The sequence below is a fragment of the Paenibacillus sp. PvR098 genome, assembly GCF_017833255.1.
Lineage (GTDB): Bacteria > Bacillota > Bacilli > Paenibacillales > NBRC-103111 > Paenibacillus_G.
Genome location: NZ_JAFIBU010000001.1, coordinates 4,045,043 through 4,068,575, shown reverse-complemented (window position 1 = coordinate 4,068,575; position 23,533 = coordinate 4,045,043). Strand labels below are relative to the sequence as shown.

Here is a 23,533-nt window from a genome sequence, read left to right as displayed (position 1 = left end):
CGGTTTAGGCGGATGCCCCGGATGCTCCAAGCGCGCGCATAATAAATTCCCAGCTATGCTTGGCAATGGAATCCGGGTCGCGGTCTGTCTGTGTTAGCAGCGGCTGAAACGTGTCATATTTATTGTGCACCAGGGTAAGGCCAATGACCATCATCAGAGCATGATCAAGCGAATCGAATTGAAATTTGCCCTCATCCCGTCCTTTACCCAGCAGCTCTCGAACCTTGAACCACACAGGATATGTGAACGAAGTAACGATGGGCTTACGCGGCGAATTCATCGTTATTTCCTGTTGTAAAATCGTGCTAAGCTCCATATCCGTCATATTGAAGCGGATGACTTCATGAACGAGCAGCCTCAGCCCCTCCTCCGGTTCATTCAACATTTCCTCATATTGGTCCATTCGATGACCGGGGAAAAAAGATTCGAAAATCGCGTGGAACACCTTTTCTTTGCCTCCGAAATAATAAGAGATGAGAGCGACGTTCGCGCCCGCTTCCTCACAGATTTGCCGTACGCTTGTACCGTCAAAGCCTTGCTGTGCAAACAGCTTCTTGGCCGCAAGCAGTATGCGGATCTTCATTTCGGATTCAGTCTGTGTCATAATTCCTCCCCTTACCCTCGTTCGATATCCTCATTATGTAACTTTTCCCAGCTAAGTGCAAGCCACCGAAGACAGGGAGATCCGCTGCCTTCGGGATTTGCCGTTGCCTAGGCTCCCGTTACCGCGGTTTTCGCTGTCTGCGCTTTTGCAGCTGTACCCGGAATCCTTCCGTTCTCCTTGCGCAAGCCTGTCGCAACAAGCCCGATCGCCGCGCAGATGAGCATGATAAGCGCCAGAGCGCCTGCATCGCTTCCCGCTCCCGGCCCGCCGAACAACAGGTTCATGGCGCCCTCCACAGCATAAGTCGCAGGCAGATATTGGCTGATGGCAAAATAAAAGCTGCCGAGAAGCTCACGCGGGATCATGGCCCCGGAGGATACCAATTGAATCGAGAGCATGCAGATGTTAAACAGCATGCCGGCCATGCCGAATACGATCAGAAACATTTGGGAGAAGAACATGAACGTCATCAGAAACAACGTCTGAAACAGCCAGAAAGACAAGAAGCCGGCAGACATCTGCCCTCCCAAGGCAACCACCAGCGACGACCCGATCAATGCAATCACAAGGGCGGACGACGCATTGATGAAGATACGTGCTGCGAATTTATTCCATTTGGAATAGCCTGCTCCGAGCATCCCCGTGGCCTGCTGCAGATTCATCCCCATGATCATGGCGCCCACGAACGAAGCGAGCACCATCATCATCGGAACCATCTGATTGTTCATGCCTTGTACCGGATTCGTATAGTCGAAATTCGAAGCCACTTTATCGGTTAAGCCCTGCGCCATAGCTGTCACTTCTTGTGCGGGGACGCGGGCTTGCGTCAGAATAGCCTGCGCCCCCGATACCGTCGCTTCTTTGCTCACAGAAGCCGTCACGCCGCCGGCAACACTCTGCATCATGCTTTTGATCAGAGCCGGATTGGATTCGTTGATCATATAGTTGATCTTCGCCTGCTGACCCGGCGTTTGCATCTGCTTGGTGAAATCCGAGGGAATATGCAGTACCATCTGTACCTCCCGGCCGTTGAGCATCTCCTTGGCTTTCTCTGCCGAGCCTTCGTAGATCAAATGAAACGGAAGTGATTTCGCAAGCTGCTCTCCCACCTTCCTGCCGAGTCCGGGATCCTCGTTTACGACGGCGATCTTCAGCTGTTTTATATTCTCATTCACACCCTCATATCCGGTCATCCAGATGAGACTGAATATCACTTGAAACATCATGGCTGTGATGATTCCTATTTTCGTTGCAGAATTTTTCATATACGCTTGTAAAGCTTGAAGCATGTTAGTTCTCTCCCTTTATGTATTCACTTCGTTAAACGTTCATTTTAATTAAACGTTTGTTTAAATATTAAGTGAAAGAACGGCTCTTTGTCAACGCTTTTACTAAACCGACTTTGAAGCGATGAAACGATTCCACCCTCGCAAGGCTCCCCGCTTCTTGCAATGAATGACCGAGTGTCATCCTTAAGTGGCAGTTCCGTCTTCACGAGCATCAGCCGCGATTCCGATTTTACTGCCGCAGGGAGCCTTGTCGCAGTGGCGGTGGAGCCGGTATTCAACTACCGAGCGTAACCGCCTGCGCCCACAAAAACGTTAAATGCGATGCATGCTGCGCAGGACAATGACCAGCAAAATGTAGAGTACCAAAATAAGTGCCGCTGAGGTAAATCCGTGTCCATGCCAATGATGGTGATGTTTTTTCGGTGCATAGATGTTGATTTCTTCATAGCTGGCGTGCACATTAATCGGTGCGTGATATATCGGCTGAGGCATGGCTACAGGCGACACGGCAGTAGGGGCCGGACCTACGTTTGGCATTGGAGCATAGCTCGGCATCTGAGCCGACATTGGAGTATAGCTCGGCATCTGAGCCGACATTGGTTTTGGCATAGCCATCGGTTGATATTTTTCCATAGAATGAACACCTCCGTAAAATTTGGCGAAAGCGCTGGACGTGAGAGCCTTCCATCCTATTCCTGCGCGTTCATGCGTTCCTGCGGACTGTTGAAGTGCTCTTGCCTGAACACACCATTAGTCTATGGTGATGCACCTATCGGGAACACGGTGTTCACCCATGCCTGGAAAAATAGACGTTCGCCATCCATCGGCTGGATTCAAAAAAACGTCCCTCAGCCCGCTGTTCCCAGCAGAATGAAGGACGTCTTGGATTACGCATACGGATTATGCTCTCGTTCAAAGCCAATACTGGTCCGCGGTCCGTGGCCGGGGTATACGATCGTGTCGTCCGGCAGCTCGAACAGCTTGCCGTGGATCGAATCCAGCAGCTCTTGGTGACTGCCGCCCGGCAGGTCTGTACGTCCTACCGAAAGCTTGAACAACACGTCACCGCCGAACAAATGCTTGCCGTAGAGGAAGCTGACGCTTCCCGGAGAATGGCCTGGGGTATGAAATACTTTGAAACCGAGACCCAGCACAGACAAATTCTGTCCGTCAGCTAGCGAGTACTCCGCAGGGTCGGTTGTGATCGGTCCGGTCAAATCCGGCCATCTGGCGGAGCCATTCTTCTTCGGATTCACCAGCCACTCGGCCTCGTCATCGTGCAAATAGACCGGGCAGTCCTTCAATCGGCGCAGCTCTTCCACCCCGCCGATATGATCAAAGTGGGCATGCGTCAGTAGTATCGCTTCAATCTCCATATCGGCGACTCGCTTTAGGAGCGGCTTGGGGTTCATCCCGGGATCGATCACGACCCCTTTGTTCTCACCCGGCAGCGAGATCAAGTACGCGTTCGTCTGCAGGGGCCCGAGAGAGAACGTTTCGATTTTAAGTTCCTTGGTTTCCATCGTCATCGGCTTAGAAGGAGGACAGCAGCTCGCGCAGCTCTTTCACGATGACCGTCTGATAACCGGTGCCCTCGCCGTACTGACGGCCCATTTCCTCTCTCGCGATCTTGATTTTATCTTGATAGTCCGCAGCCCCGCGGTCCGGATTCTCTTGTTTGAACTTAATCATCACTTCCTGCACGTGCTTCGGACGAGGTCCCCATTGCCCCAGCACGAACCCACTGAAATCGGTGAAAATGATGATCGGAATCGCCTCTCCCCCCATGGTCAGGAACTGCTCCATGACATCCGGATGCTCTTCTTTGATCAGGACTTCCGTCGGGATTCCCGAGATTTCCAATGCCCGGAATACTGCCGGTACATTGCGCACCACATCGCCGCACCAATCGGCGGCCAGAATAAGGCAGCGAAGGTCATCGCGGTTGTTCAGCGATTCGAAAAACTCCTTATCCTCTTCATTCTCCCACTTGAACTGATCGTACCACTCTTTGAATTGCTCCTGGTTCTTGGTCATCCCGTCCATAAACTGCTGCGGGGATAGGCCTTTGCGAAGCTTGCTGCTTAAGTTTTTGCTCATCGGAATCCATTCCTCCTTCAAAGATGTGCTGCTATGGGTTATTGTACCAAAAAAAAGTTCCCGCTCCAACCGGAACGGAAACCAAACAAACGAAGTACATCTTCTTATCTTGGTACGGCTTTATTGCGATTGGTCCATTTAAATATGATGTACACAGCGCCAAGAACGATGGCTGCAAAAATAAAAGGCTTTATATAAGGTCCTGCCACCTCATTGATCTGCTCCCAATTATCCCCAAGCGACCGTCCGAGATAAACGAAGATGATGACCCAGGGGATGGTACCAAGTGTTGTGTAGAACATAAACTTTGGCAGCGGCATTCGCGCCATGCCTGCAGGGATAGAAATCGCCTGCCGCAGCACCGGCACGAAGCGAGCCAAGAACACCATGACCGGACCGTATCGATTGAACCAGCCTTCGGCGATATCCAGGTGCTTTTTCTTCAAGTGCAAAAACTTGCCGAATTTGTCCAGCGCGGGCCGTCCGCCGTAGCGACCGATCCAATATAAAATAATCTGCTGCAATAAACAGCCGAGGAGTCCGAACACGATGGCTCCGATCAGAGAAATCTCCCCGCGCGAAATCAAATATCCTGCGTAGGCCAGCACAATCTCACTAGGAATGACCTCCAGCATCAGACCGATCAAAATCCCCCAAACACCCAATCCTTCAATAAATAACAGCGCCGAACCCACCAAGCCATGCAGCAGCTCACTCATGTTTTTCCAGCCTCTTTCTCTTCTTTACGAATTTCCATACTTGTCTCTATTAGCCTATTGTATTCTAGCCCATAATTATTCTTACTGCATCCGCAGATGCTCCTGCAAAAGCATGGCTGCGCCAGCCGGCTCTTAAGTCGTATACATCTTACCACCGCATGACTCGCTGAGTAAACCCGCTGGTTCTTCTATATGGAAGCATATTCATTCGGCCGTGTCATGATCAGACAAGTACCCGCATACATTGGTACAAACTATACCCTACAGGTGATGATCATGAGCAAAGTATTCGTTATTAGCAAGAAGGGCCTGAACAAATTTAAAATCGGAGCCGCTGCCGTGCTGTTGGCCGCTACCGCTTTGCTTTTCTGGGGGAAGAACGAAATCCGCCCCGCCATGAGCTCCAGCGCTCCGGAACGAACAATCAACCTGGTGACAGGCGAGTTCAAAACGACGGGTCAGGACGGCAAGACGATTGAAGCCTATCGCTGGGATCCCGGTACCATTTATGTAAAAAAGGGCGAACGTATCCGCCTGAGCATTTATGGAGTGAACGGAGCCAGCCATCCTTTTATCATTGACGGAATGAATATTAAGGGCGAGGTGAAGAAAGGACAGGAAACCATCGTTTCCTTCCAGGCCGATAAGCCCGGTATCTACCGGATCGTATGTCTCACGCACCCCGATATTGCTCATAACGGCCCCATGATCGGCTATTTGGTGGTGGAAGAATAAGCAAGAAAGCCGTAACCGCCGATAGATCCACGTGTACCCGCACCCCTCCTTCCGCATAGCATATAGCAAGGAAGGAGGGTGCCGATCTCATGAATCCTGTCAACCCAATGAAGCATAACAAGTCTCTGCCGTCCGCGCGGCAAATCCGCCGCACGTGCAGCCGCGAGCTGTACCGAGCACGGAAAAAGATGGGGGGGTATATTACACTCGATTTGATCAAGCAGGCGGATGAACTGTACTATAAGAAGGTTCTGATGAACCTTCCTTATATTGCCGAGCACGGCAGCAACCGTAAGGTTCTGGCGGATTGGTTCGATGAAAATGTATGCGGCGAGGTTGCCGCCTTATGGAACGTAGAGCCGAATGTGCTCGGCAAAGCGTTCCGTGAGTCCTTTGGGGGCTGACGCGAGTATCGCGTCAGCTCTTTCTTTCGTCTTGAGATAATTCCAGAAGCTGCATCAACGCCAGCGTGATCATGAATATAGTACTTGGGTAAGCCACAGGTAGAAAGGAATTCCGATGGCAAGATTAAATGGAAAGGTGACCCCTAAGGCTAAGCCTAAGTAAATCGACGGATTAGCCTCCGGCACTGAGGATTTGAGCGCGGCAGGGGCCGCTATATAGGATGCGCTGGCAGCCAAAACCCCCATCAGCATCCCGCTGCCGATAGATAGGCCCGCGGCTTTCCCGACCAAAATGCCTAATGCCCCATATAGCAGAGGAGCCGTTATAGCAAACCCGATCAGCACGAAACCGTTCCGTTTGAGCCCGTTAATCTGAGCGCCGCATACGATTCCCATACTCAACAGGAACAGCAGCAGAAAACCGCGGTAAAGATCTATGAATAGCGGCTTTACGATCGGCAGCGCTTCTTGGCCGGACAATAAGCCGATGAACAAGCTTCCCAGCAGCAAAAGAACGCTTTTACCGGAAAGGCACTCCTTGATCACATGGAAATCGAACCCCTTGCGAAAGATGGGCAGCAGGCTGGAATACAGGGTTGATGGAGCCGCGGAGCTTGGAATGGCTGCGTTTTTGAACATGTTTAACAAGAATAGTGAAATCATAAGTGCAGGCAGCTCCATAATCGCTACAATAGCGCTCATATAGGTCTCATAGGATGTTCCTGTCTTCTCCAAAAAATCAACCGCGGCACCGAAGGTTACGATGCTCACCGATCCATAAGTCGCAGCCAAGGCTACCGCATTATACATATCTAGCTTTAGCTTGCGCAGTACGAACACGGTCAATAGCGGAATGATTAAGCCCAGCAAAAGACCTCCCGCGATCGGGCTCACCAACACGGACAACGGATATTTTGAGAGTTCAATCCCTCCTTTTAAACCGATGGCCACCAAGAGGTAAATGCTTAGCGTCTCACTCAATCCGTTTGGAATTTTCAAATCGGACTTTAGTTGGGAAGCTATCAAGCCTAGAGCAAAAAATAGAACTGCCGGCGACGTCATATTAGCTATAAAAATATCCCACATCATTATTCCTCCTACGCATACTCTGGTTTAAAAAACAAAAAAACCGACAAATGTCCGACCTCACGCAAAATCTTTTGCATGAAGCAGATATTGGCCGGTTATCTTCAACTCACCGTCATGCGGTGCCTTGTTGATCTCCTAGCTGATTATCGTTTGGCAGGCAACCTTTCGCCCAAATTTTCATCTAACATAAACACCATAATCCGTTCGCCGGTACGTGTCGAGATATCCGTATGAAATGAAACGACTTCACAGCCGGTGATCTCAAGAATGAGGGAACTAAGCTGAGATATTCCCGCTTCCACCATTTCCGAGCGTATCTTTTTAACCGAAAGCATTCCGTCCTTTTGCTCTGAAAGAAGCTTCTCAGCAGGAGTAAGCACTCCCCTTAGCATGACCACGATCATATTGCGTAGGATGTCCGTCCTAACCTCAACTGACCCGCGGCCTAGAAAATCCTTCTCCCACAGGGTTAATGCTTTGCTGACCTCGGCCTCGATCATACCCTTAGTCTTCATAACATTCTCCCTCGTCCAAAATCTTATGCTAATTATACCGGAATCGCACCTATTGTCAATCTGAAGATAGACATACATGAAGGGCACCCATTAAGTGCCCCTCCGTGTGTTTACTCATTTTATTGTACGGCTTCTGCTGGTTTTACCTCTTCGCTTTTCTCTTTAGACAAGAACCAACCGGCTAATGCGATGATTACCAAGACCGAATAGAAGGTAATTTTCCATCCTGTCGAGCTTGCAAACCCATCTGGAAGAATCGCTAATGACGGATGAGAGAGAGTATATACGGACAACTTCACGCCTACCCATCCAACAATGAAGAAAGCCGCGATTTCAAGACCTGGCTTGCGCTGCAGCAAATTAACGAAGAAGGAAGCCGCGAAACGCATAATAATCAAGCCTATGAATCCACCTGTAAAAATCACCCAGAAGTGTCCGCCATCCATCCCCCCGACTTGAGGAAGGTTTGTTTTGGGAAGCGCGACTGCGAGTGCGACGGCCGCCAGAATGGAATCCACCGCAAACGCGATATCCGCAAGCTCTACCTTGATAACAGTTGTCCAAAACCCGGAACCTTTTTTCTCCGTTTTCAATGGAGACTCTTCTGCTTCCGCGCGTTCGTTAGCTTTTTTCATTACAAGCTTTCTAAAGATATGGTTCAACGCAATGAAGAGAAGGTATAGAGCTCCGATCGCTTGGACCTGCCACACGCCAACGAGAAAGGAAATGACGAATAGCGAAGCTAATCTGAAAACGAAAGCGCCCGCTAACCCATAGAATAGGGCTCTTTTTCTTTCCTTTTCCGGCAAGTGCTTTACCATAATCGCCATCACCAATGCATTATCGGCCGCAAGCAGACCTTCGATCCCTATAAGGATCAATAGCACCCAACCATACTCCAACAATAAAGACATTTCCATTAGACCCACTCCTCATCCTATTTTAAAAAATAAAAAACCTTTACCAGTAAGGTAAAGGTTCACAAAAAGAGACCTCTACCTATACTTAGGCAAAGGTCTCGCTAACAACGTAACGTTGCCAATAAAGCCGGAGATTGCTCTCGAAATGACGACTTTATTGTACAGCTACTCCCCTTTGGAGTTAGCCTTCATAGAATGATAAAGAATTGTTTGTCTTTATCTCCTTGCGGCTATGACTGGTATTACGAGTCTTCTGAGTAAAGGTTTCAAAAATCTAAAATTATTTTTTCTATATTATGGGGGAAGGCTAATAGGGTCAAAATGCAATATAATTTGAGGATAACCCGCTCCCGAACCTCATACTGCGTTAATTTAGCATAAATTCAACAGTTTTGACTCAAAATCGAGCTTGAAAGTTTTAATGAACTTTTATAATATAAGTTCATAAGAACTCGTTTATGATCTTATGATATATCAGGTGAAACTAAAAGGAGATTGGTATGATTACCCTTAATTTGCTGCTTATTGTTGTGCTCATCCTAGGTACCGCTCTATTCGTAGCAACAGAATTTGCCATCGTGAAACTAAGACCCAGTAGGGTGAATCAAATGGTGGCTGAAGGCAGGAAGAACGCGCTTGCCGTTCAAAAAGTCACAAGCAATCTCGATGGATACTTATCCGCTTGCCAGTTAGGTATTACCGTCACGGCCCTTGGACTTGGCTGGCTGGGAAAGCCCACCGTCGAGAAACTGTTAAATCCCTTGTTGGCAGGTTTACTGCCCGCTGATGTTGTTTCATTCATATCTTTTATCACAGCCTTTTCCCTTATCACTTTTTTGCATGTGGTAGTAGGTGAGCTGGCGCCAAAATCACTTGCCATTCAAAAAGCGGAGATGGTCAGCAGCATTTGCGCCCCTCCGATGATTTTCTTCTATAAAATTATGTATCCATTTATTTGGGTCCTGAACGGTTCCGCTAACAAATTGATTCGATTGTTCGGTTTAAGACCGGCCAAAGAACATGAAGAAGCACATACGGAAGAGGAACTTCGTATCATTTTGTCTGAAAGCTATAAAAGCGGTAATATTAATCAATCCGAGTATGGATATGTTAATCGGATTTTCGAGTTCGACCAAATGCTCGCCCGTGAAATTATGGTGCCGCGTACGGATATGGTATGTCTGGATGTCCAGAATACTCCCGAACAAAACATGACCATCATTAAGGAAGAGCAATTCACCCGTTTCCCTGTTATTGATACGGAGAAAGACAATGTTATCGGATTTATTAATACCAAGCAGCTTTTTCTAAAACGAAGCGATCATCCTGAAATTGAACTATCCCAATTGCTGCAGCCTGTTCTCTCGGTTTCGGAAGCCACGCCTATTCAAAAGCTGTTGATGCTGATGCAGAAGCAGCAGAATCATATGGTGATCCTTCACGATGAATACGGCGGCACTTCAGGGTTGATCACGATTGAGGATATTCTAGAAGAAATTGTCGGAGAAATTCAGGACGAGTTCGATGCCGAAGAAAAACCTGATGTCGAAATCATCAATAACGAGCATATCATTGTTGACGGTAAGGTTCCCTTGTCCACGGTGAGCGAGCTGCTTCATGTACCTTTCGAGGATGAAGATTTTGATACGATCGGCGGCTGGTTGTACAACCAGAATACGACTCTGAAAAAGGGTAGTAAATGGGTATTCAACGATCTGACTTTTGTCGTCAAAGAAAGAGATCGTAACCGCATTCGTAAGGTGGAGATTATTAAATCCCCTGCTCCGGCTCCTGTTGTTTCCGAGGAATAAGGAACGCAAAAACTCCCATGCTTCTAAAGTGTGGGAGTTTTCCTTTAATAAATCATATACCATTGTCTCATGCTTTAATGCGTTGGGTTCCGGGAGGATATAGTAAGGCGGAATCTTTAAGCCGGCCTCAGCTTGCGCTTCACTAAAGCGTAAATGAGTATTCCTACCACGATCACAAGGGCGATAGGCGTCATGTATTGCTTAGCCAGAGAAGCTACGTTTTCCCATTGCGGGCCTAGCTTGTATCCCAGATATACATAAAGGGATGTGATCGGGAGCATGGCCAAAAACGTATAAACCATAAATTTGGTGACATTCATCTTGGCTATACCGCATGGGATCGAAATTAACGTTCTTACCCCTGGAATAAATCTTCCGAAAAAGGCCACGCCGCCTCCATATTTCTCAAAAAAACGATCCGATGCATTCAATTGATGGGAGCGAATGAAAAAGTATTTCCCATATTTTTCAATAAACGGTCTGCCGCCATACCGTCCCAGCAGATACAAAGTGAGAGGGCCTGTGGTGCCGCCAATCGTTCCGGCTATGATGGTCGGAATCAATTTGAAGTCCCCTTGATAGACCCAGTAGCCTGCTAATGGAAGAATGAGCTCAGCTGGCACGAATTCAAAGGTTAAAGCGATAGCGATACCAGCGTATGACAGCCCCTTTAAAAAATGAATGAACTCTAGGATTAACTGTTCCATTGAAAGCTCCTTTTTTACTTCGGATAATATATTCTTCTATTATAGAAAAAAGTATCTGCTCGTTTCAAGTGAAATAGAATCCAATCGATAGATTTATAACCGCCTGCATAGAGTAAACGACGCAAAACGGGCTTTGGAGCATGGACTCCAAAGCCCGTTCATTCTTCCATTCGCGAGTATGTTATCGTACAGCATCAAAGTTCAGCATATGACCAAGCTTAAACTTCTTCGTATGCAGGTAGCCTGCGTTATCTTCATTCTCTTCTATTTGGATCGGTACACGCTCGACAACCTCCAGACCGTAACCTTCCAAACCTTTAATCTTGCGCGGATTGTTCGTAAGCAGCCGTATTTGGCGAACGCCAAGATCCTTCAAAATTTGGGCACCGATCCCATAATCGCGAAGATCGGGGGCAAACCCAAGTTTCGAATTGGCTTCAACCGTATCCAATCCCTGCTCCTGCAGCGAATAAGCCTTCAATTTATTAATGAGTCCGATGCCGCGGCCCTCCTGCCGCATATACAGCAGCAAGCCAGAGCCGTACTCGTCGATTTGCTGAAGCGAGGCGGTAAGCTGCGATCCGCAGTCACAGCGGTGCGAATGAAACACGTCGCCGGTCAAGCATTCGGAGTGCACGCGGACGAGTGTCGGTAACTCCGGATTGATCTTTCCTTTGACGAGCGCTACATGCTCCTTATCATCAATCTCGTTCGTATAGGCAATCGCCGTGAACATGCCGAATTCGGTCGGCAGCTTGACCTCCACTTCACGACGAATAAGCATTTCTTTCTCGTTACGGTAATGAATCAAGTCGTGAATGGTGATGATTTTCAGGTCATGCCGGGCTGCGATTTCCATCAGATCAGGCACACGTGCCATCGCACCGTCTTCCTTGATGACTTCACAGATCACAGCCGCCGGATATGAGCCGCACAAGCGCGCAAGATCGACAGCCGCTTCCGTGTGACCGGTTCTCCGTAGAACTCCCCCTTTTTTGGCAACCAGCGGGAAAATATGCCCTGGACGGCGAAACTCCTGCGGCTTCGACGTAGGATCGATGATCGCTTGGATGGTGCGGGCCCGCTCATAAGCGGAAATACCGGTCGTCGTATCATAATGGTCGATGGAGACGGTGAATGCCGTGCCGTGATAATCCGTATTGTGACTGACCATGGGCGGAAGATCCAGCTGCTCCGCCCGTTCTTCGGTGATCGGCACGCACACGAGACCACGGCCTTCCTTGATCATAAAGTTGATGATATCGGCATTCGCATGTTCCGCTAAAGCGACAAAATCACCTTCGTTCTCGCGATCCTCATCGTCCACGACAATAATCACTTTGCCTAGCATCAGATCGTAGATAGCCTCTTCAATCGCGTGAAAATCAATCGATTTTGCCATGTATATTCCTCCCGAAATCCAATTCGTTCATGAAATATAAAATAGTTGCTCAAACTTTATAATTAAGGTAAGATATTAGCGTGGTAAGATATTAGTTCAATTGTATGAACATAACATTATCATTTGGAGGACCGAATAATTTGGAAGACACCAATTTATCTAAAACTAACTATGCTTATGAATATATTAAAAAAAATCTAAAGGATGGAAAATGGAAGTTCGGTGAAGAGATTTCCGTCATTGAAACAGCCAAGGAACTTGGATATTCCAGAAGACCCATTATAGATGCATTGAAAAAGTTGGAGCTTGAAAATTTCGTGGAAATTGTCCCGCAAACCGGCTGCCGAGTGATTAATTACACCAAAGAACAAATGTATGATCATTTCTTGACGGTCATGGTTCTAGAAGGAATGGCCGCCCAACTAGCGGCTGAACGAGGTCAAGAATCGGAAGTTGATCATTTATATCAAATCAATGACGAATTACATCAATTGGTTATGAAAGATAATTTTGCAAAAGATGAATATTTCGTTATTAATAGAAAGCTTCATCATTCCATTCTCGAAATGGCCCGTTCCGAAAAAATATACAATCTGACCAAAAATCAATGGGATCTGAATGATTTTTATTTAATTAACGTCTCACTATTCGAGCATGACCCAAGTCAAACGATTGAAGAGCACAAAGCCATTATTGATAAAATAAAAATGCGGGATTCTAAAGGTGCCCGTTCAATCATGGAAAGCCATATCTTAAAATTTGCTGCAATCGTGGGCAATTCAAAAATCTTAAATTAATGAGCCATTTGTCTGAGATGATTCTCAGACTTTTTTCATGTGGATTGACCATTCATGGAATAAGGTCTACCCAGCAATTCCGAAACCTCGTTTATTTTTCCAGCGGATATTAATCCACGAATTCTCGTACTGCTTATTTTGAACTGATGATCGTGGACAAGCTTTACCGCCTCCACCGAAAAATGGCCTTTCCCGGCTTCCTTTAAAGTATCAACAGTACCTAACCCTTGATAACCAAATGTGAAATCCGAGCCCACAACAATGGCATCCAGATGTAACGCAAGCAGGTATTGATTTACAAAATCCTCAGCTGAAAGCTGAGAAAACGGACGCGTAAAATGCAGCACATAAACGCCGTTCACTCCCATTTGCTCTAATATGTCCAGCTTACTCTCTAGAGACATTAATGCCATAAAGTCATTGTGACCGAATAACTGGCGAGGATGAGGGTCAAATGTCATGACGTAACATGGCAAATCCCCTTTCTCTCGCGCTATTTTTTGTGCCTGCTGAATCAAAGCTTGATGCCCTAAATGGATACCATCAAAATTTCCAATGGTAATCACGGAAGGAACCTTCGCATTATCTTTTTTGAAATCATGTAAGCTTAAGCCCGATCGTACTTGCATAGCAATCCCTCATATACATCATATTTGTTTCACTTCGTTAGTAAACAGAAAGGGCACAGACCTCACAGTCAATGCCCTTACATGTAGGGGGTGATCCCTAAAAGTTTAATTAAGACCCTTTAGCGAAAGATTCCGGCGGGAAGGCTCCCCATGAACTGAAGGCCGTCGGGAAATCCGCCCAGCTATTGAGCGCGCGTGACTTGTCCGCACGAGGCATTTCCGCGGACAATTCGATGCGGTTGCCGCTTGGATCCAGGAAATACGTGTACAGGTTTCCGCCTACGGAGTGTCTTCCCGGGCCGGTCTCCGTCTTGTAGCCATACTGCCCCAGTACGTCACAGGCCCGTTTCATCTCATCGATTCCCGCAACCAGGAATGCATAATGATGCAATGTCGTTTCATCACGTGTACCTACGATAGCTACATCATGGTGGAAATCACTTCCGTGCGTCCACGCAGCTCCCCAAACACCCGCGACCGGCTCGAATACGTCTGCGATCGAGAATTCCAATGCATCTCGCAAAAATCCTGCCAAACCGTTGACGTCCTTTGCGTTCAGCGTGATATGATCCGCATCGAGCGGTGCGATGCCTCGGCTTGGTTTACGGCCTACAACCGGATGTAGATAATGAGGTCGATCTTCCACCAATACCAATTCGATATTGTGATTGCTTGGTGATTGGAACTGCAGCGCTGCCTTCTCTCCAGGCTCAGCATCCGTCACTCGGTTCGTCTTCACACCGAGTCCAGTCAATTTTTTCTCAAAGTAAGCCAAATCGTCTTCATTATGCACCTGCAGTGCAAAATGGCTGATGCCGCTGCCTCCTTCTTTTAAAGCCAAATCATAGTTGTTGTCCGCACCGCAGCCCAGATAGACAATGCCGTTCTCTTTACCGATTTCATGCAATCCTACGACTTCACGATAAAACTCCAGACTCTGCGCCAAATTGTTTACATTTAATACCCCGTGCGCTAACTTCAAAACTCCCATGCTCATTCCGTCTCCTTATTCTTATAATAAAAAGCGAATCCGCTTAAATCCACTGATTATTGACAGGGGAAACTTCCAGGAATTTTTCCGGGTAAGCCGGCCCCCACCAGAGTCTTCCTCTCTTATCGTATTCTTCCCAAGTCCATTTTACCGGCGGCAAGTCGATATCTCTCGAGTAGTCTCCCGTATAAATCTCCGTTCTATTGCCATCAAAATCACGAATATATAGGAAGAATGCATTGCTCAATCCATGGCGACCAGGGCCAAACTCAATCGCATCCTGGTAGCCGGCATCTGCCAAAAGATCCGCAGTTCTGATAATTTCAGCAGGTCCCTGAACCGTATAAGCAACATGATGCAGGCCTGCACCGGAAGCGGACTGAACGAGCGCAACATCGTGAGTACCCTGACAACGTCTTGTCCAAGCGGCGAAAGTGCCATTATCCTTTTCTACATATTCCGATACGCTGAAGGATAACTCATCTCTCCAGTATTTCAGGGCCTGGTCCACGCTAGCCACACGAATATTCATATGATCAATTCTCAATGGAGGAATCCCTTTATCCCGGTGCGTAGCGCGCATAGGCAAATGGTTAAGTCCGCCTTGCGGATTATATACATTAACCTGCTGCATTTCATGATAAAACTCAATCGGATGGCCATTAGGCTCAACGATACGTAAAGCTCTGCCTTGGCCTGGCTCCGTACCCTCTGGAACCATTAAGGTTGGAACCCCAAGACGTTTATGGTGATCGGCGAGCCGGTCTAGATCTTCCGGATCAGACACCCGTAGAGCAAAGTGGCCTAAGCCTCCGGTTTTATTTTTGGTCAAAGTCAAGGTATGAAGGTCGAACTCATCTACTCCGCGAAGATAAATGTGATCTTTGTCGGAATCGTGCTCTCTAAAACCAAGAATATCAATGTAAAATTCCCTTGCTCTTTCCATATCGGTTACAAACAATTCGCAATGTCCTAGTCTTAAAATCAATGTCTACACCTCCGGTTTAGTTAACGAACGATATTTTCCCCCATAAAAAATCAATGGTTCTTCCTCTTGATACGAAAACCAATTCACGTTGCCTATATACAGGGTGTGATCCCCCGCCAGATGCTCATCCACCACATCGCAAACGATATAAGCCACCGAATCTTTAATCAGCGGGATGTCATTTTCCCAAAAAAACTCAGGCGGGTTTTCCTGCGGCCGACCGGCAAAATGCTGTGATACTTGCTGCTGATCGTGCTTCAATATACTAATTCCGTATTTTTTCGTTTTGGGTAGAATCTGATGCATCTTAGTTTTATGGTCAATGGAAACAAGCACAAGCGGAGGATCCAATGAGACCGAAACGAAACCATTCGCCGTCATTCCATGGACTTCACCTTCATGAACCGTGCTCACAATAGTAATTCCCGAAGCAAATCTTCCGAGAGTATTCCTGAATTCCCTAGGATCGATCATGCCCATTCTCCTTTTTTCTATTGATTCGCCAATTCTGCAGCAACATCCAAAATCCAATCTTCTTGTCCGGCAACGGCCTTGCGCCTGGAAAGCTCCAGCAGGATCTCCCTCGGATCTACATTGAATTTTTCTCCAGCCCTTTTGGCATGCATCAAGAAAGTGGAATATAAACCCGTATAGCCGATCGTCAGGGCATCACGGTTGATTGTCATCGGATACTCCATAATAGGTTGAACTATGTATTCGGCAGCATCCATGATTTTAAATAAGTCAATTCCCGTCTCGTAGCCCATTTTGGACAGAGCGGCGGTAAGAACCTCAGTCTGTGTATTGCCGGAACCGGCTCCCAGGCCGCTCGTGCTCGTATCGATGCAGACGGCACCCGCTTCCACTGCAGCAAGGCTATTTCCTATGGCTAATCCGATATTATTGTGCGCATGATAGCCGATCGGAACGTTTAATTCACTAGTTAACGCTTTCACCCTAGCCGAAACATCGCGGGGCATCATCGTACCGGCAGAATCTACAATATAAACGGTATCCGCTCCATAGGATTCCATTAACTTAGCCTGTTTGGCCAAATCCTCCGGCGACAGCATATGAGCCATCATGAGAAAACCTACGGTCTCCAGTCCAAGCTCCTTGGCTACACCAAAATGCTGTTCCGAAATGTCCGCTTCTGAGCATTGGGTTGCAATTCGGACCATGCTGATCCCGCAATCTTTGGCCTGCTTCAGTTCTTTTCTCGTACCGATCCCCGGAATAAGCAGGGAAGCAATTTTTGCGTTTTTACTGGTCTTGGCGGCTTCTTCTATGAGTTCGAATTCATTAACCAATGACATGCCATACTGCATAGAAGAACCGGCCAAGCCATCGCCATGACTGATTTCAATAACGGGAACCCCTGCTTCATCGAGCGCTTTCACAACATTATGAACCTGTTCTTTAGTAAAACGATGGCGAATGGCATGAGAGCCGTCACGAAGCGTCGTATCCATGACCCTTACTTTTTTTGGAGTCATTATCGTTCCATCCCTTCCTCCTTACTAGAATATCCATGGTTAGCTTAAGGCTTGTTTCAATAAGTGACTCGCTTTAACCTCTGCTACACGCTTGGCGGACGAGGTCATAATATCAAGGTTACCGGCCGAGCTTGGCAAATAATCCCCCGCACCTTCAACCTCCAGCAATAAAATGACAACAGGTAATTTGCCCTCCGGAGTATCTCTCACATCAAAAATTGGCTTCCGGGTTAAACGATATCCGGGCACGTATTGTTGCACTTCAGCTATGACCTGCTCGATCGATGTAACAATTTTGTCTTCATGACCGGGTTCGTAGGCGACATATACGGTATTTCTCATCAGGATCGGCGGATCGGCGGGATTTAGAATAATAATCGCCTTTCCCTTTTCGGCTCCCCCGATAACCTCCAGACCACGAGACGTGGTAAATGTAAATTCATCGATATTCTGCCGTGTACCGGGCCCTGCCGAGCTGCTGGAAACAGTCGATACCATCTCAGCATATTTGACTTTACATACCCGGCTAACCGCATGTACGAGAGGAATCGTCGCTTGCCCGCCGCACGTAATCAAGTTCACATTATCTTCTTCCATATGGGCCGTAAGATTGGCTGGCGGCACAACATAAGGGCCAACAGCGGCAGGTGTTAAATCAATCGCCATTTTACCGGCTTCCTTTAACAACTTCGCATGCCGGATATGAGCCTTTGCGCTCGTTGCGTCAAATACGATTTGGATATCGGGATCTTGGAGAATCCCATTAATCCCCTCAGCACTAATGTCCAATCCATAGGACTTCGCTCTGGCTAGTCCTTCGGATTCCGGATCAATCCCGGACATCATCGACAGCTGTAAGGAACCGGGATTTTTCAATATTTTATACATTAAATCGGTTCCGATATTTCCTGAGCCCAGGATAGCTACTTTAACTTTATTTTCCATTATTTTACATTCACCTCCACACTTGACAAACCTTCACCAAAAGAAGCCTTATACCGTCCAGGAAGTAAATCAAAGGCTGGTGTGAGAGAACCTGAGAGCACAATGCTTCCGGCTTTCAATGTTTCTCCCCATTCCGACAGCTTATTGGCCAGCCATGCGACAGAGCGAGCGGGGTGACCCAGTACAGCAGCTCCAGCTGCTGTACCCAATACTTTTCCATCCCTTTCCAATACAAGCCCCACATGACGGAAATCCACTTGATCAACGGATGAAATCTGACTTCCCAAGACCATCCCCCAATGCGACCCATTATCAGCGATCGTATCGGAAATCTTGATTTTCCAATCCTTTACTCGGCTGTCAATAATCTCAAAGGAGGGCACAACCGCTTTGGTAGCTGCCAAAACATCCACAGCCGTTAGATTCGGCCCCTTCAGATCCTTATCCAAAATAAACGCAATTTCCGCTTCAATACGGGGATAAATCATCTGTTTTGTATCGATTTCTGCGCCATCCTCATAAGCAAATTCCGAAAACATGACGCCGAAATCTGGCTCATATACATTGAGCTGTTTTTGAATCCCTTCACTGGTCAAACCAATTTTGTTCCCTATGACCATCCTGCCATGTTGTTGATGGAGCTTGATTAATTCCCTCTGAATTTGATAAGCGTCCTCCGCTGCTAAGGACGGATAAGTTTCCGTGATCGGCGAGATGGCCTGTTTACTTTCAAAGGAATCGTATAATGATTGAGCAATGGATTGAAAATTGGGTTTGTCGTTCATATTAAGACCCCTTAGCGAAGGACTCCGGCGGGAAGGCTCCCCATGCGCTGAAGGCTGTCGGGAAATCGGTCCAGCTATTGAGCTCGCGTGACTTGTCCGCACGAGGCATTTCCGCGGACAATTCGATGCGGTTGCCGCTTGGATCCAGGAAATACGTGTACAGGTTTCCGCCTACGGAATGTCTTCCCGGACCGGTTTCCGTTTTGTACCCATACTGCCCCAATACGTCACAGGCCCGTTTCATCTCATCGATTCCCGCAACCAGGAATGCATAATGATGCAATGTCGTTTCATCACGTGTACCTACGATAGCTACATCATGGTGGAAATCACTTCCGTGCGTCCACGCAGCTCCCCAAACACCCGCGACCGGCTCGAATACGTCTGCGATCGAGAATTCCAATGCATCTCGCAAAAATCCTGCCAAACCGTTGACGTCCTTTGCGTTCAGCGTGATATGATCCGCATCGAGCGGTGCGATGCCTCGGCTTGGTTTACGGCCTACAACCGGATGTAGATAATGCGGACGATCTTCCACCAATACCAATTCGATATTGTGATTGCTTGGTGATTGGAACTGCAGCGCTGCCTTCTCTCCAGGCTCCGCATCCGTCACACGGTTCGTCTTCACACCGAGTCCCGCCAATTTTTTCTCATAGTAAGCCAAATCGTCTTCATTATGCACCTGTAGTGCAAAATGGCTGATGCCGCTGCCTCCTTCTTTTAACGCCAAATCATAGTTGTTGTCCGCACCACAGCCCAGATAGACAATGCCGTTCTCTTTACCGATTTCGTGCAATCCTACGACTTCACGATAAAATTCTAGGTTGCGGGATAAATCGTTTACATTTAAAATTCCATGCGCTAATTTCAAAATTCCCATGCTGGTTTGGCCTCCTTAGATTTTTGTTTACTCCAAGTATTCTTTGAACGCTTCCTTAAAGCTGATATTTCCAAGGCTGTCACGACGATTTCCTTGCATACCATCCATAAGACGGGAATTTTCAATCAGAAGCATCTCAACATCCTCAGCGCCATCGTTATAATGTCTATGCCAGATCCAAGGAGGTGTATATACAAAATCACCCTTACTCCATTGAACAGTTTGATTACCAATTTCCGAGTAACCGCTACCATTTAAAACATAATGGATAGATTCATGGACATGCCTTTGTAAATCGCTGCTTCCGCCAACCGGAATTTTTTGCAAATAAAACTCCATCGATTTGGTCGGAACGTTCAGCAGCAGACCAATTTCTGCAGGATTACCGGTTACTTTGCTATCCAGCCAAATCGCATCCTCAGAATGAACAACCAGACCTTCCTCCGAAATCTTCTGATCGTCGCGATTTTTTAATTTTTTTAAATTTATCATATATTCGTCAAGCTTCTTTTCCGTTGAGGGCTTCAATTTTGCTTCCATATCTCTCCTCCGTTACATGACTATTAAAGGGGACCGATTTTGGTAAAACCGCCGTCTACCAAATGAGTTAAACCCGTCATAAAAGAGGAAGCATCGGAAGCCAAGAAACCTACCAAAGCCGCAATATCTTCAGGCTTTCCGTATCTACCGACCGGGATGCCCTTAAGATCCTCTCTTACAACCTCTTCAAAGGATTTGCCAGCCTGCTCAGCTCTGTAGCTCGCCAGTTGTCTCGTTCTTGCCGTATCTATATGGGCGGGAGCGACAACATGCGTTGTGATCCCATGGGCGCCCACTTCCACACTTAACGATTCTGCAAGCGCTTGTACAGCAGCCCTCATGACATTGGATAAATGCAGGTTCGGCAAAGGACGGACAACCGACGAAGAAGTCATATAGACAAGTCTTCCCCACTGATTTTGCTGCATCTGAGGTAACACAATTCTCGTTAATCGAATCGCCGCATCCAGAATGAGATGATAGGCAAAACTCCAATCCTTGTCTGTTAATTCAAGAAATGCACCCGGCTTAGGGCCGCCGGTATTATAGACCAGAATGTCGACAGAACCCATCTGCTCAACTGCTTTACGCCCTAATTCTTCAATCGAATCAGGATTCGAAAAATCAGAGGTTAAATAATGAACCTTAGCTCCGGTGGATTCAGCAATTTCATCGGCGGTTTGAGGAAGCAGATCTTTTTCAATACCGCTCAAAAAAATCGTCGCTCCCTCTTGCGCCAGCTTTGCTGCGATTCCTTTTCCGATACCTGAACTGGATGCTGTGATTAATGCTGTTTTCCCGTGTAAAGGCATATCTTATATCTCCTCGAGTTCGTTTTTATACTTTTTCGCTGATCCCATATTTGGAAAGCAGTTTGTCTACCAAGGCTAGACACTGACTCTTGTCATAACCGGAGTACTGGGTTTGGATTCTCAGGAACATAGGATCTCCGGCATAAAACCGCTCATACAACTCGTGACGGGAACCAAAATCGGAAACGGCAATATCTGCAGCCAATTTGAATAACTTCACTTTATCATCTGCCGAAACTTCAGCACCCCTGTAATACTTTCGAATGTCGGAGGCAATAGGGCTGTTAAATACATCCACATTGGACGGTTGATACATCAAACCGCCGGCTACGATGAGCTGCACGATCTCCCGAACGCGTGGATACCACCGGTTTCCTGAATTTCGGACGGCATAGAGCGGAGTAACATTCGGCATGAATATCCCGTCTTCATTAGGTTCAGAGGTCATTTCCGATGCCAGCACCGCAGCTCGAATGAGCTCAATGTAAGTCGTAATCTCGCCCATCATATCTTGAACATGCGGGAATTGATTTGTATTTACCATTTCTGTCGCTTTCATTACCGTCCCGGCAATGAGCTGCAATTTCGTCTGCAGTCTTATGGACGTTTGGTGACCTGTAAACGCATTGGAGTTTAATTTCCAAACCGTATTCACCTTTTCAACATCCTGATAAATGAATACTCTTTCCCAAGGAACCAACACATCATCGAAAACGACTACACCATCAAGTTCATCGAATTGAGACGCTAACGGATGATCGTACACAGAATCACGGGTAAATGGCTCACGCGCAATCAACCGAACTCCTGGGGTATTCATTGGTAATGCAAATGAAATGGCGTATTTGTAGTCCTTTTCCGTAGGTTTTCTTAAATGGAAAGGCCATACCAGCATCTCATCAGCATAAGGACCGGCCGTTGCCAGCATTTTGGCTCCGCGTACGATAATCCCTTTATCCGTTTCTCTTACGACCCCAAGATAAGTAAATTCATCTGGCTGCTCCGAAGGAGCTTTTCCCCGATTCACTTGCGGGTCAATCAAAACGTGCGTCAGATATAAGTCATTTTCACGAATATACTCAAAATAATTCCGAACATTATCCGCATAAGCGCCGAAGAAATCGGAATTAATGTACCAGGCGGTCATCATGGCACTCATAAAATCCGTGGAGCGCCCCATCATTCCATAGGTTTCTTCTGCCCATACTTGATGCATTTTTCTGCGTTTCGTCAAATCGTCTCTCGATTTCGGAACCAGGAATGAAGATCCAACCATATCTCCCGTTTTGGGAGATTTAAAAAGCATATCATCCTTTTTGTCTGCTTCCCACTGTGCATCATATAACCGGGCGATCGATTTAACAGCCGGTGCAACCAATGGATGTGTCGTAGGATCCGTAATTTTTTCATTGCCAACCCATGTTTCCGGTGGGTGGTTTTTTAATCTTTCAATATATTCTTTACCTGTGCGCGCTCCCATGATCTAAAAGCTCCCCTCTTTTACAAACGATTTATGAACGTGATTAAATTCTCCAGTGCTTTCCCACTGCGGCCAATGACCGGAGTCGTTAATGACATATAATAAGCTGCCTGGAATCCATTCCTTCAAAATTAAAGCTTCGTCCACCGTTCCCGTGGGGTCATTGTCAGTCCATAATAATAAGGTCGGGCAGGTAATTTTGTTACACCATTCCGGGCCCCATACGTAATTCTTTCTTATTTCCCAATCCTGTATGGCTACAATGTTGTATACAGCTCTTTTAAATTCCGGTTGTTTATATATTTTATAGCGAATACTCACCAGCTCATCCGTTACAAAGCTTTTGTCATGAAACAACCATTCCAGGCGAGTACGCACATTTTCGTAAGTGGCTTCTTCCACCGCTTTGATCGTTGAATTTTTCACCTGCTCCATGACCTGCGGTTTATTCGTAATGTTACCAGGCGTATTGAGGATTAATTTATCAACTAGCTCGGGATGATAAGCAGCCGTCCAAGCGGCAACCCATCCACCAAGCGATTCACCTGACAAGCTCACCTTTTGCAAATTCAAAGCTTTAATCAAACCAACAAGATGATCGCTTAAATAATCAATGGTATAAGGACGATCCGGTTTGTCACTGAAGCCATGACCAACCATATCATAAGCGATGACTCTACATTCTTCGGCAAGTCCTGCAAAGTTCCGCGAGTACGCTTCCAGATGGCCCCCAGTACCATGAACGAAAATAAGGGTTTGTTCTCCCTCGCCAGCTTCCATGACTCTTGTTCGGATTCCATCCACATCCAAGTAGTACTGCTTCAAAGGCAGTCCTACCAATTGCGACCATATCGCAACTTTTTCACCCATTACATTCACCTCAGCTCATTTG

At 47.0% G+C, this 23,533-nt stretch carries 27 protein-coding genes; 4 read left to right on the top strand and 23 right to left on the bottom strand.

What is annotated here, in order from left to right:
• Positions 1-4: 4 nt before the first annotated feature.
• From JOE45_RS20070 to uptA, 6 genes are all read right to left on the bottom strand, one after another.
• Positions 5-604, bottom strand: a complete 600-nt coding sequence (locus JOE45_RS20070) for a TetR family transcriptional regulator (protein WP_210022658.1) — start codon at positions 602-604, stop codon at positions 5-7.
• A gap of 107 nt (positions 605-711) precedes the next feature.
• Positions 712-1,893, bottom strand: coding sequence for a YhgE/Pip domain-containing protein (locus JOE45_RS20065; RefSeq protein ID WP_210022659.1), 1,182 nt, complete (start codon positions 1,891-1,893; stop codon positions 712-714).
• A gap of 312 nt (positions 1,894-2,205) precedes the next feature.
• A complete protein-coding gene (yjcZ, locus tag JOE45_RS20060; RefSeq protein WP_210022660.1) occupies positions 2,206-2,526 on the bottom strand; it encodes a sporulation protein YjcZ in 321 nt (106 codons plus the stop codon).
• 254 nt (positions 2,527-2,780) lie between these two features.
• Positions 2,781-3,416 (bottom strand): MBL fold metallo-hydrolase, encoded by a 636-nt coding sequence (locus JOE45_RS20055; RefSeq protein ID WP_210022661.1) that lies wholly within the window; start codon positions 3,414-3,416, stop codon positions 2,781-2,783.
• Positions 3,417-3,426: 10 nt separating this feature from the next.
• Complete coding sequence (locus JOE45_RS20050) at positions 3,427-3,993, bottom strand: thioredoxin family protein (protein WP_210022662.1); 567 nt, start codon at positions 3,991-3,993, stop codon at positions 3,427-3,429.
• 104 nt (positions 3,994-4,097) lie between these two features.
• The gene (uptA, locus tag JOE45_RS20045; protein ID WP_210023553.1) at positions 4,098-4,703 is read right to left on the bottom strand and encodes an undecaprenyl phosphate transporter UptA; all 606 of its coding nucleotides are present in this window, start codon (positions 4,701-4,703) and stop codon (positions 4,098-4,100) included.
• Positions 4,704-4,988: 285 nt separating this feature from the next.
• Between uptA and JOE45_RS20040 the strand changes: the two genes are divergently transcribed.
• Together JOE45_RS20040 and JOE45_RS20035 are read left to right on the top strand one after the other, a co-directional pair.
• Complete coding sequence (locus tag JOE45_RS20040; RefSeq protein WP_210022663.1) at positions 4,989-5,447, top strand: cupredoxin domain-containing protein; 459 nt, start codon at positions 4,989-4,991, stop codon at positions 5,445-5,447.
• Between the two features lie 89 nt (positions 5,448-5,536).
• Positions 5,537-5,851 (top strand): dehydrogenase, encoded by a 315-nt coding sequence (locus JOE45_RS20035; RefSeq protein ID WP_210022664.1) that lies wholly within the window; start codon positions 5,537-5,539, stop codon positions 5,849-5,851.
• Between the two features lie 69 nt (positions 5,852-5,920).
• Here the strand turns inward: JOE45_RS20035 and JOE45_RS20030 are convergent, their stop codons facing one another.
• The 3 genes from JOE45_RS20030 to JOE45_RS20020 form a co-directional block, all read right to left on the bottom strand.
• A complete protein-coding gene (locus JOE45_RS20030) occupies positions 5,921-6,937 on the bottom strand; it encodes a sodium-dependent bicarbonate transport family permease (RefSeq protein WP_210023554.1) in 1,017 nt (338 codons plus the stop codon).
• 146 nt (positions 6,938-7,083) lie between these two features.
• Complete coding sequence (locus JOE45_RS20025; protein WP_210022665.1) at positions 7,084-7,455, bottom strand: Na-translocating system protein MpsC family protein; 372 nt, start codon at positions 7,453-7,455, stop codon at positions 7,084-7,086.
• A 119-nt stretch (positions 7,456-7,574) separates the two neighbouring features.
• Positions 7,575-8,375 carry a TerC family protein gene (locus tag JOE45_RS20020; RefSeq protein ID WP_210022666.1) on the bottom strand — a complete coding sequence of 267 codons (801 nt, stop codon included), beginning with the start codon at positions 8,373-8,375 and terminating at the stop codon, positions 7,575-7,577.
• A gap of 500 nt (positions 8,376-8,875) precedes the next feature.
• Between JOE45_RS20020 and JOE45_RS20015 the strand changes: the two genes are divergently transcribed.
• Positions 8,876-10,186: a hemolysin family protein gene (locus JOE45_RS20015; protein WP_210022667.1), complete on the top strand. Its 1,311-nt coding sequence runs from the start codon at positions 8,876-8,878 to the stop codon at positions 10,184-10,186.
• A gap of 116 nt (positions 10,187-10,302) precedes the next feature.
• Here the strand turns inward: JOE45_RS20015 and JOE45_RS20010 are convergent, their stop codons facing one another.
• Together JOE45_RS20010 and JOE45_RS20005 are read right to left on the bottom strand one after the other, a co-directional pair.
• Positions 10,303-10,893, bottom strand: coding sequence for a DedA family protein (locus JOE45_RS20010; protein WP_210022668.1), 591 nt, complete (start codon positions 10,891-10,893; stop codon positions 10,303-10,305).
• 181 nt (positions 10,894-11,074) lie between these two features.
• The gene (locus JOE45_RS20005) at positions 11,075-12,295 is read right to left on the bottom strand and encodes a bifunctional 3,4-dihydroxy-2-butanone-4-phosphate synthase/GTP cyclohydrolase II (RefSeq protein WP_210022669.1); all 1,221 of its coding nucleotides are present in this window, start codon (positions 12,293-12,295) and stop codon (positions 11,075-11,077) included.
• A gap of 140 nt (positions 12,296-12,435) precedes the next feature.
• Between JOE45_RS20005 and JOE45_RS20000 the strand changes: the two genes are divergently transcribed.
• Complete coding sequence (locus JOE45_RS20000) at positions 12,436-13,092, top strand: GntR family transcriptional regulator (RefSeq protein WP_210022670.1); 657 nt, start codon at positions 12,436-12,438, stop codon at positions 13,090-13,092.
• Between the two features lie 35 nt (positions 13,093-13,127).
• Here the strand turns inward: JOE45_RS20000 and JOE45_RS19995 are convergent, their stop codons facing one another.
• The 12 genes from JOE45_RS19995 to JOE45_RS19940 all read right to left on the bottom strand — a co-directional run bounded on the left by JOE45_RS19995 (position 13,128) and on the right by JOE45_RS19940 (position 23,511).
• Positions 13,128-13,658 (bottom strand): FAD synthetase family protein, encoded by a 531-nt coding sequence (locus JOE45_RS19995; protein WP_210022671.1) that lies wholly within the window; start codon positions 13,656-13,658, stop codon positions 13,128-13,130.
• Positions 13,659-13,830: 172 nt separating this feature from the next.
• The gene (locus JOE45_RS19990; RefSeq protein WP_210022672.1) at positions 13,831-14,712 is read right to left on the bottom strand and encodes a VOC family protein; all 882 of its coding nucleotides are present in this window, start codon (positions 14,710-14,712) and stop codon (positions 13,831-13,833) included.
• Between the two features lie 43 nt (positions 14,713-14,755).
• Complete coding sequence (hpaD, locus tag JOE45_RS19985; protein WP_210022673.1) at positions 14,756-15,700, bottom strand: 3,4-dihydroxyphenylacetate 2,3-dioxygenase; 945 nt, start codon at positions 15,698-15,700, stop codon at positions 14,756-14,758.
• 3 nt (positions 15,701-15,703) lie between these two features.
• Entirely contained in the window at positions 15,704-16,174 is a 471-nt protein-coding gene (locus JOE45_RS19980; RefSeq protein WP_245247088.1) for a flavin reductase family protein, read from the bottom strand.
• A 17-nt stretch (positions 16,175-16,191) separates the two neighbouring features.
• Entirely contained in the window at positions 16,192-17,196 is a 1,005-nt protein-coding gene (gene dmpG, locus JOE45_RS19975; RefSeq protein ID WP_210022675.1) for a 4-hydroxy-2-oxovalerate aldolase, read from the bottom strand.
• A gap of 39 nt (positions 17,197-17,235) precedes the next feature.
• Positions 17,236-18,141, bottom strand: coding sequence for an acetaldehyde dehydrogenase (acetylating) (locus JOE45_RS19970; RefSeq protein WP_210022676.1), 906 nt, complete (start codon positions 18,139-18,141; stop codon positions 17,236-17,238).
• Positions 18,141-18,926, bottom strand: coding sequence for a 2-keto-4-pentenoate hydratase (locus JOE45_RS19965; RefSeq protein ID WP_210022677.1), 786 nt, complete (start codon positions 18,924-18,926; stop codon positions 18,141-18,143). Before JOE45_RS19965 ends, JOE45_RS19970 begins: the two co-directional genes overlap by 1 nt.
• Position 18,927: 1 nt before the next feature.
• Positions 18,928-19,809: a VOC family protein gene (locus JOE45_RS19960; RefSeq protein WP_210022678.1), complete on the bottom strand. Its 882-nt coding sequence runs from the start codon at positions 19,807-19,809 to the stop codon at positions 18,928-18,930.
• Positions 19,810-19,836: 27 nt separating this feature from the next.
• The gene (locus tag JOE45_RS19955) at positions 19,837-20,349 is read right to left on the bottom strand and encodes a cupin domain-containing protein (RefSeq protein WP_210022679.1); all 513 of its coding nucleotides are present in this window, start codon (positions 20,347-20,349) and stop codon (positions 19,837-19,839) included.
• A gap of 23 nt (positions 20,350-20,372) precedes the next feature.
• On the bottom strand, positions 20,373-21,161 hold the full coding sequence (locus JOE45_RS19950; protein WP_210022680.1) for an SDR family oxidoreductase: 789 nt from the start codon (positions 21,159-21,161) through the stop codon (positions 20,373-20,375).
• 25 nt (positions 21,162-21,186) lie between these two features.
• Entirely contained in the window at positions 21,187-22,641 is a 1,455-nt protein-coding gene (locus tag JOE45_RS19945; RefSeq protein ID WP_210022681.1) for a 4-hydroxyphenylacetate 3-hydroxylase family protein, read from the bottom strand.
• 3 nt (positions 22,642-22,644) lie between these two features.
• Positions 22,645-23,511 carry an alpha/beta fold hydrolase gene (locus JOE45_RS19940; RefSeq protein WP_210022682.1) on the bottom strand — a complete coding sequence of 289 codons (867 nt, stop codon included), beginning with the start codon at positions 23,509-23,511 and terminating at the stop codon, positions 22,645-22,647.
• Positions 23,512-23,533 lie beyond the last annotated feature (22 nt).

What these genes read in the sequence shown, in the direction of transcription:
- JOE45_RS19940 (WP_210022682.1), bottom strand. Translation starts at nt 23,511, where the DNA reads ATGGGTGAAAAAGTTGCGATATGGTCGCAATTGGTAGGACTGCCTTTG.
- JOE45_RS19965 (WP_210022677.1), bottom strand. Translation starts at nt 18,926, where the DNA reads ATGAACGACAAACCCAATTTTCAATCCATTGCTCAATCATTATACGAT.
- JOE45_RS20025 (WP_210022665.1), bottom strand. Translation starts at nt 7,455, where the DNA reads ATGAAGACTAAGGGTATGATCGAGGCCGAGGTCAGCAAAGCATTAACC.
- JOE45_RS19980 (WP_245247088.1), bottom strand. Translation starts at nt 16,174, where the DNA reads ATGATCGATCCTAGGGAATTCAGGAATACTCTCGGAAGATTTGCTTCG.
- JOE45_RS20020 (WP_210022666.1), bottom strand. Translation starts at nt 8,375, where the DNA reads ATGGAAATGTCTTTATTGTTGGAGTATGGTTGGGTGCTATTGATCCTT.
- dmpG (WP_210022675.1), bottom strand. Translation starts at nt 17,196, where the DNA reads ATGACTCCAAAAAAAGTAAGGGTCATGGATACGACGCTTCGTGACGGC.
- JOE45_RS19955 (WP_210022679.1), bottom strand. Translation starts at nt 20,349, where the DNA reads ATGGAAGCAAAATTGAAGCCCTCAACGGAAAAGAAGCTTGACGAATAT.
- JOE45_RS20040 (WP_210022663.1), top strand. Translation starts at nt 4,989, where the DNA reads ATGAGCAAAGTATTCGTTATTAGCAAGAAGGGCCTGAACAAATTTAAA.
- yjcZ (WP_210022660.1), bottom strand. Translation starts at nt 2,526, where the DNA reads ATGGAAAAATATCAACCGATGGCTATGCCAAAACCAATGTCGGCTCAG.
- JOE45_RS20035 (WP_210022664.1), top strand. Translation starts at nt 5,537, where the DNA reads ATGAATCCTGTCAACCCAATGAAGCATAACAAGTCTCTGCCGTCCGCG.
- JOE45_RS20065 (WP_210022659.1), bottom strand. Translation starts at nt 1,893, where the DNA reads ATGCTTCAAGCTTTACAAGCGTATATGAAAAATTCTGCAACGAAAATA.
- JOE45_RS20050 (WP_210022662.1), bottom strand. Translation starts at nt 3,993, where the DNA reads ATGAGCAAAAACTTAAGCAGCAAGCTTCGCAAAGGCCTATCCCCGCAG.
- JOE45_RS20005 (WP_210022669.1), bottom strand. Translation starts at nt 12,295, where the DNA reads ATGGCAAAATCGATTGATTTTCACGCGATTGAAGAGGCTATCTACGAT.
- JOE45_RS20015 (WP_210022667.1), top strand. Translation starts at nt 8,876, where the DNA reads ATGATTACCCTTAATTTGCTGCTTATTGTTGTGCTCATCCTAGGTACC.
- JOE45_RS19960 (WP_210022678.1), bottom strand. Translation starts at nt 19,809, where the DNA reads ATGGGAATTTTGAAATTAGCGCATGGAATTTTAAATGTAAACGATTTA.
- JOE45_RS20030 (WP_210023554.1), bottom strand. Translation starts at nt 6,937, where the DNA reads ATGTGGGATATTTTTATAGCTAATATGACGTCGCCGGCAGTTCTATTT.
- JOE45_RS20055 (WP_210022661.1), bottom strand. Translation starts at nt 3,416, where the DNA reads ATGGAAACCAAGGAACTTAAAATCGAAACGTTCTCTCTCGGGCCCCTG.
- JOE45_RS19990 (WP_210022672.1), bottom strand. Translation starts at nt 14,712, where the DNA reads ATGGGAGTTTTGAAGTTAGCGCACGGGGTATTAAATGTAAACAATTTG.
- JOE45_RS19950 (WP_210022680.1), bottom strand. Translation starts at nt 21,161, where the DNA reads ATGCCTTTACACGGGAAAACAGCATTAATCACAGCATCCAGTTCAGGT.
- JOE45_RS20010 (WP_210022668.1), bottom strand. Translation starts at nt 10,893, where the DNA reads ATGGAACAGTTAATCCTAGAGTTCATTCATTTTTTAAAGGGGCTGTCA.
- JOE45_RS19970 (WP_210022676.1), bottom strand. Translation starts at nt 18,141, where the DNA reads ATGGAAAATAAAGTTAAAGTAGCTATCCTGGGCTCAGGAAATATCGGA.
- JOE45_RS19945 (WP_210022681.1), bottom strand. Translation starts at nt 22,641, where the DNA reads ATGGGAGCGCGCACAGGTAAAGAATATATTGAAAGATTAAAAAACCAC.
- JOE45_RS20070 (WP_210022658.1), bottom strand. Translation starts at nt 604, where the DNA reads ATGACACAGACTGAATCCGAAATGAAGATCCGCATACTGCTTGCGGCC.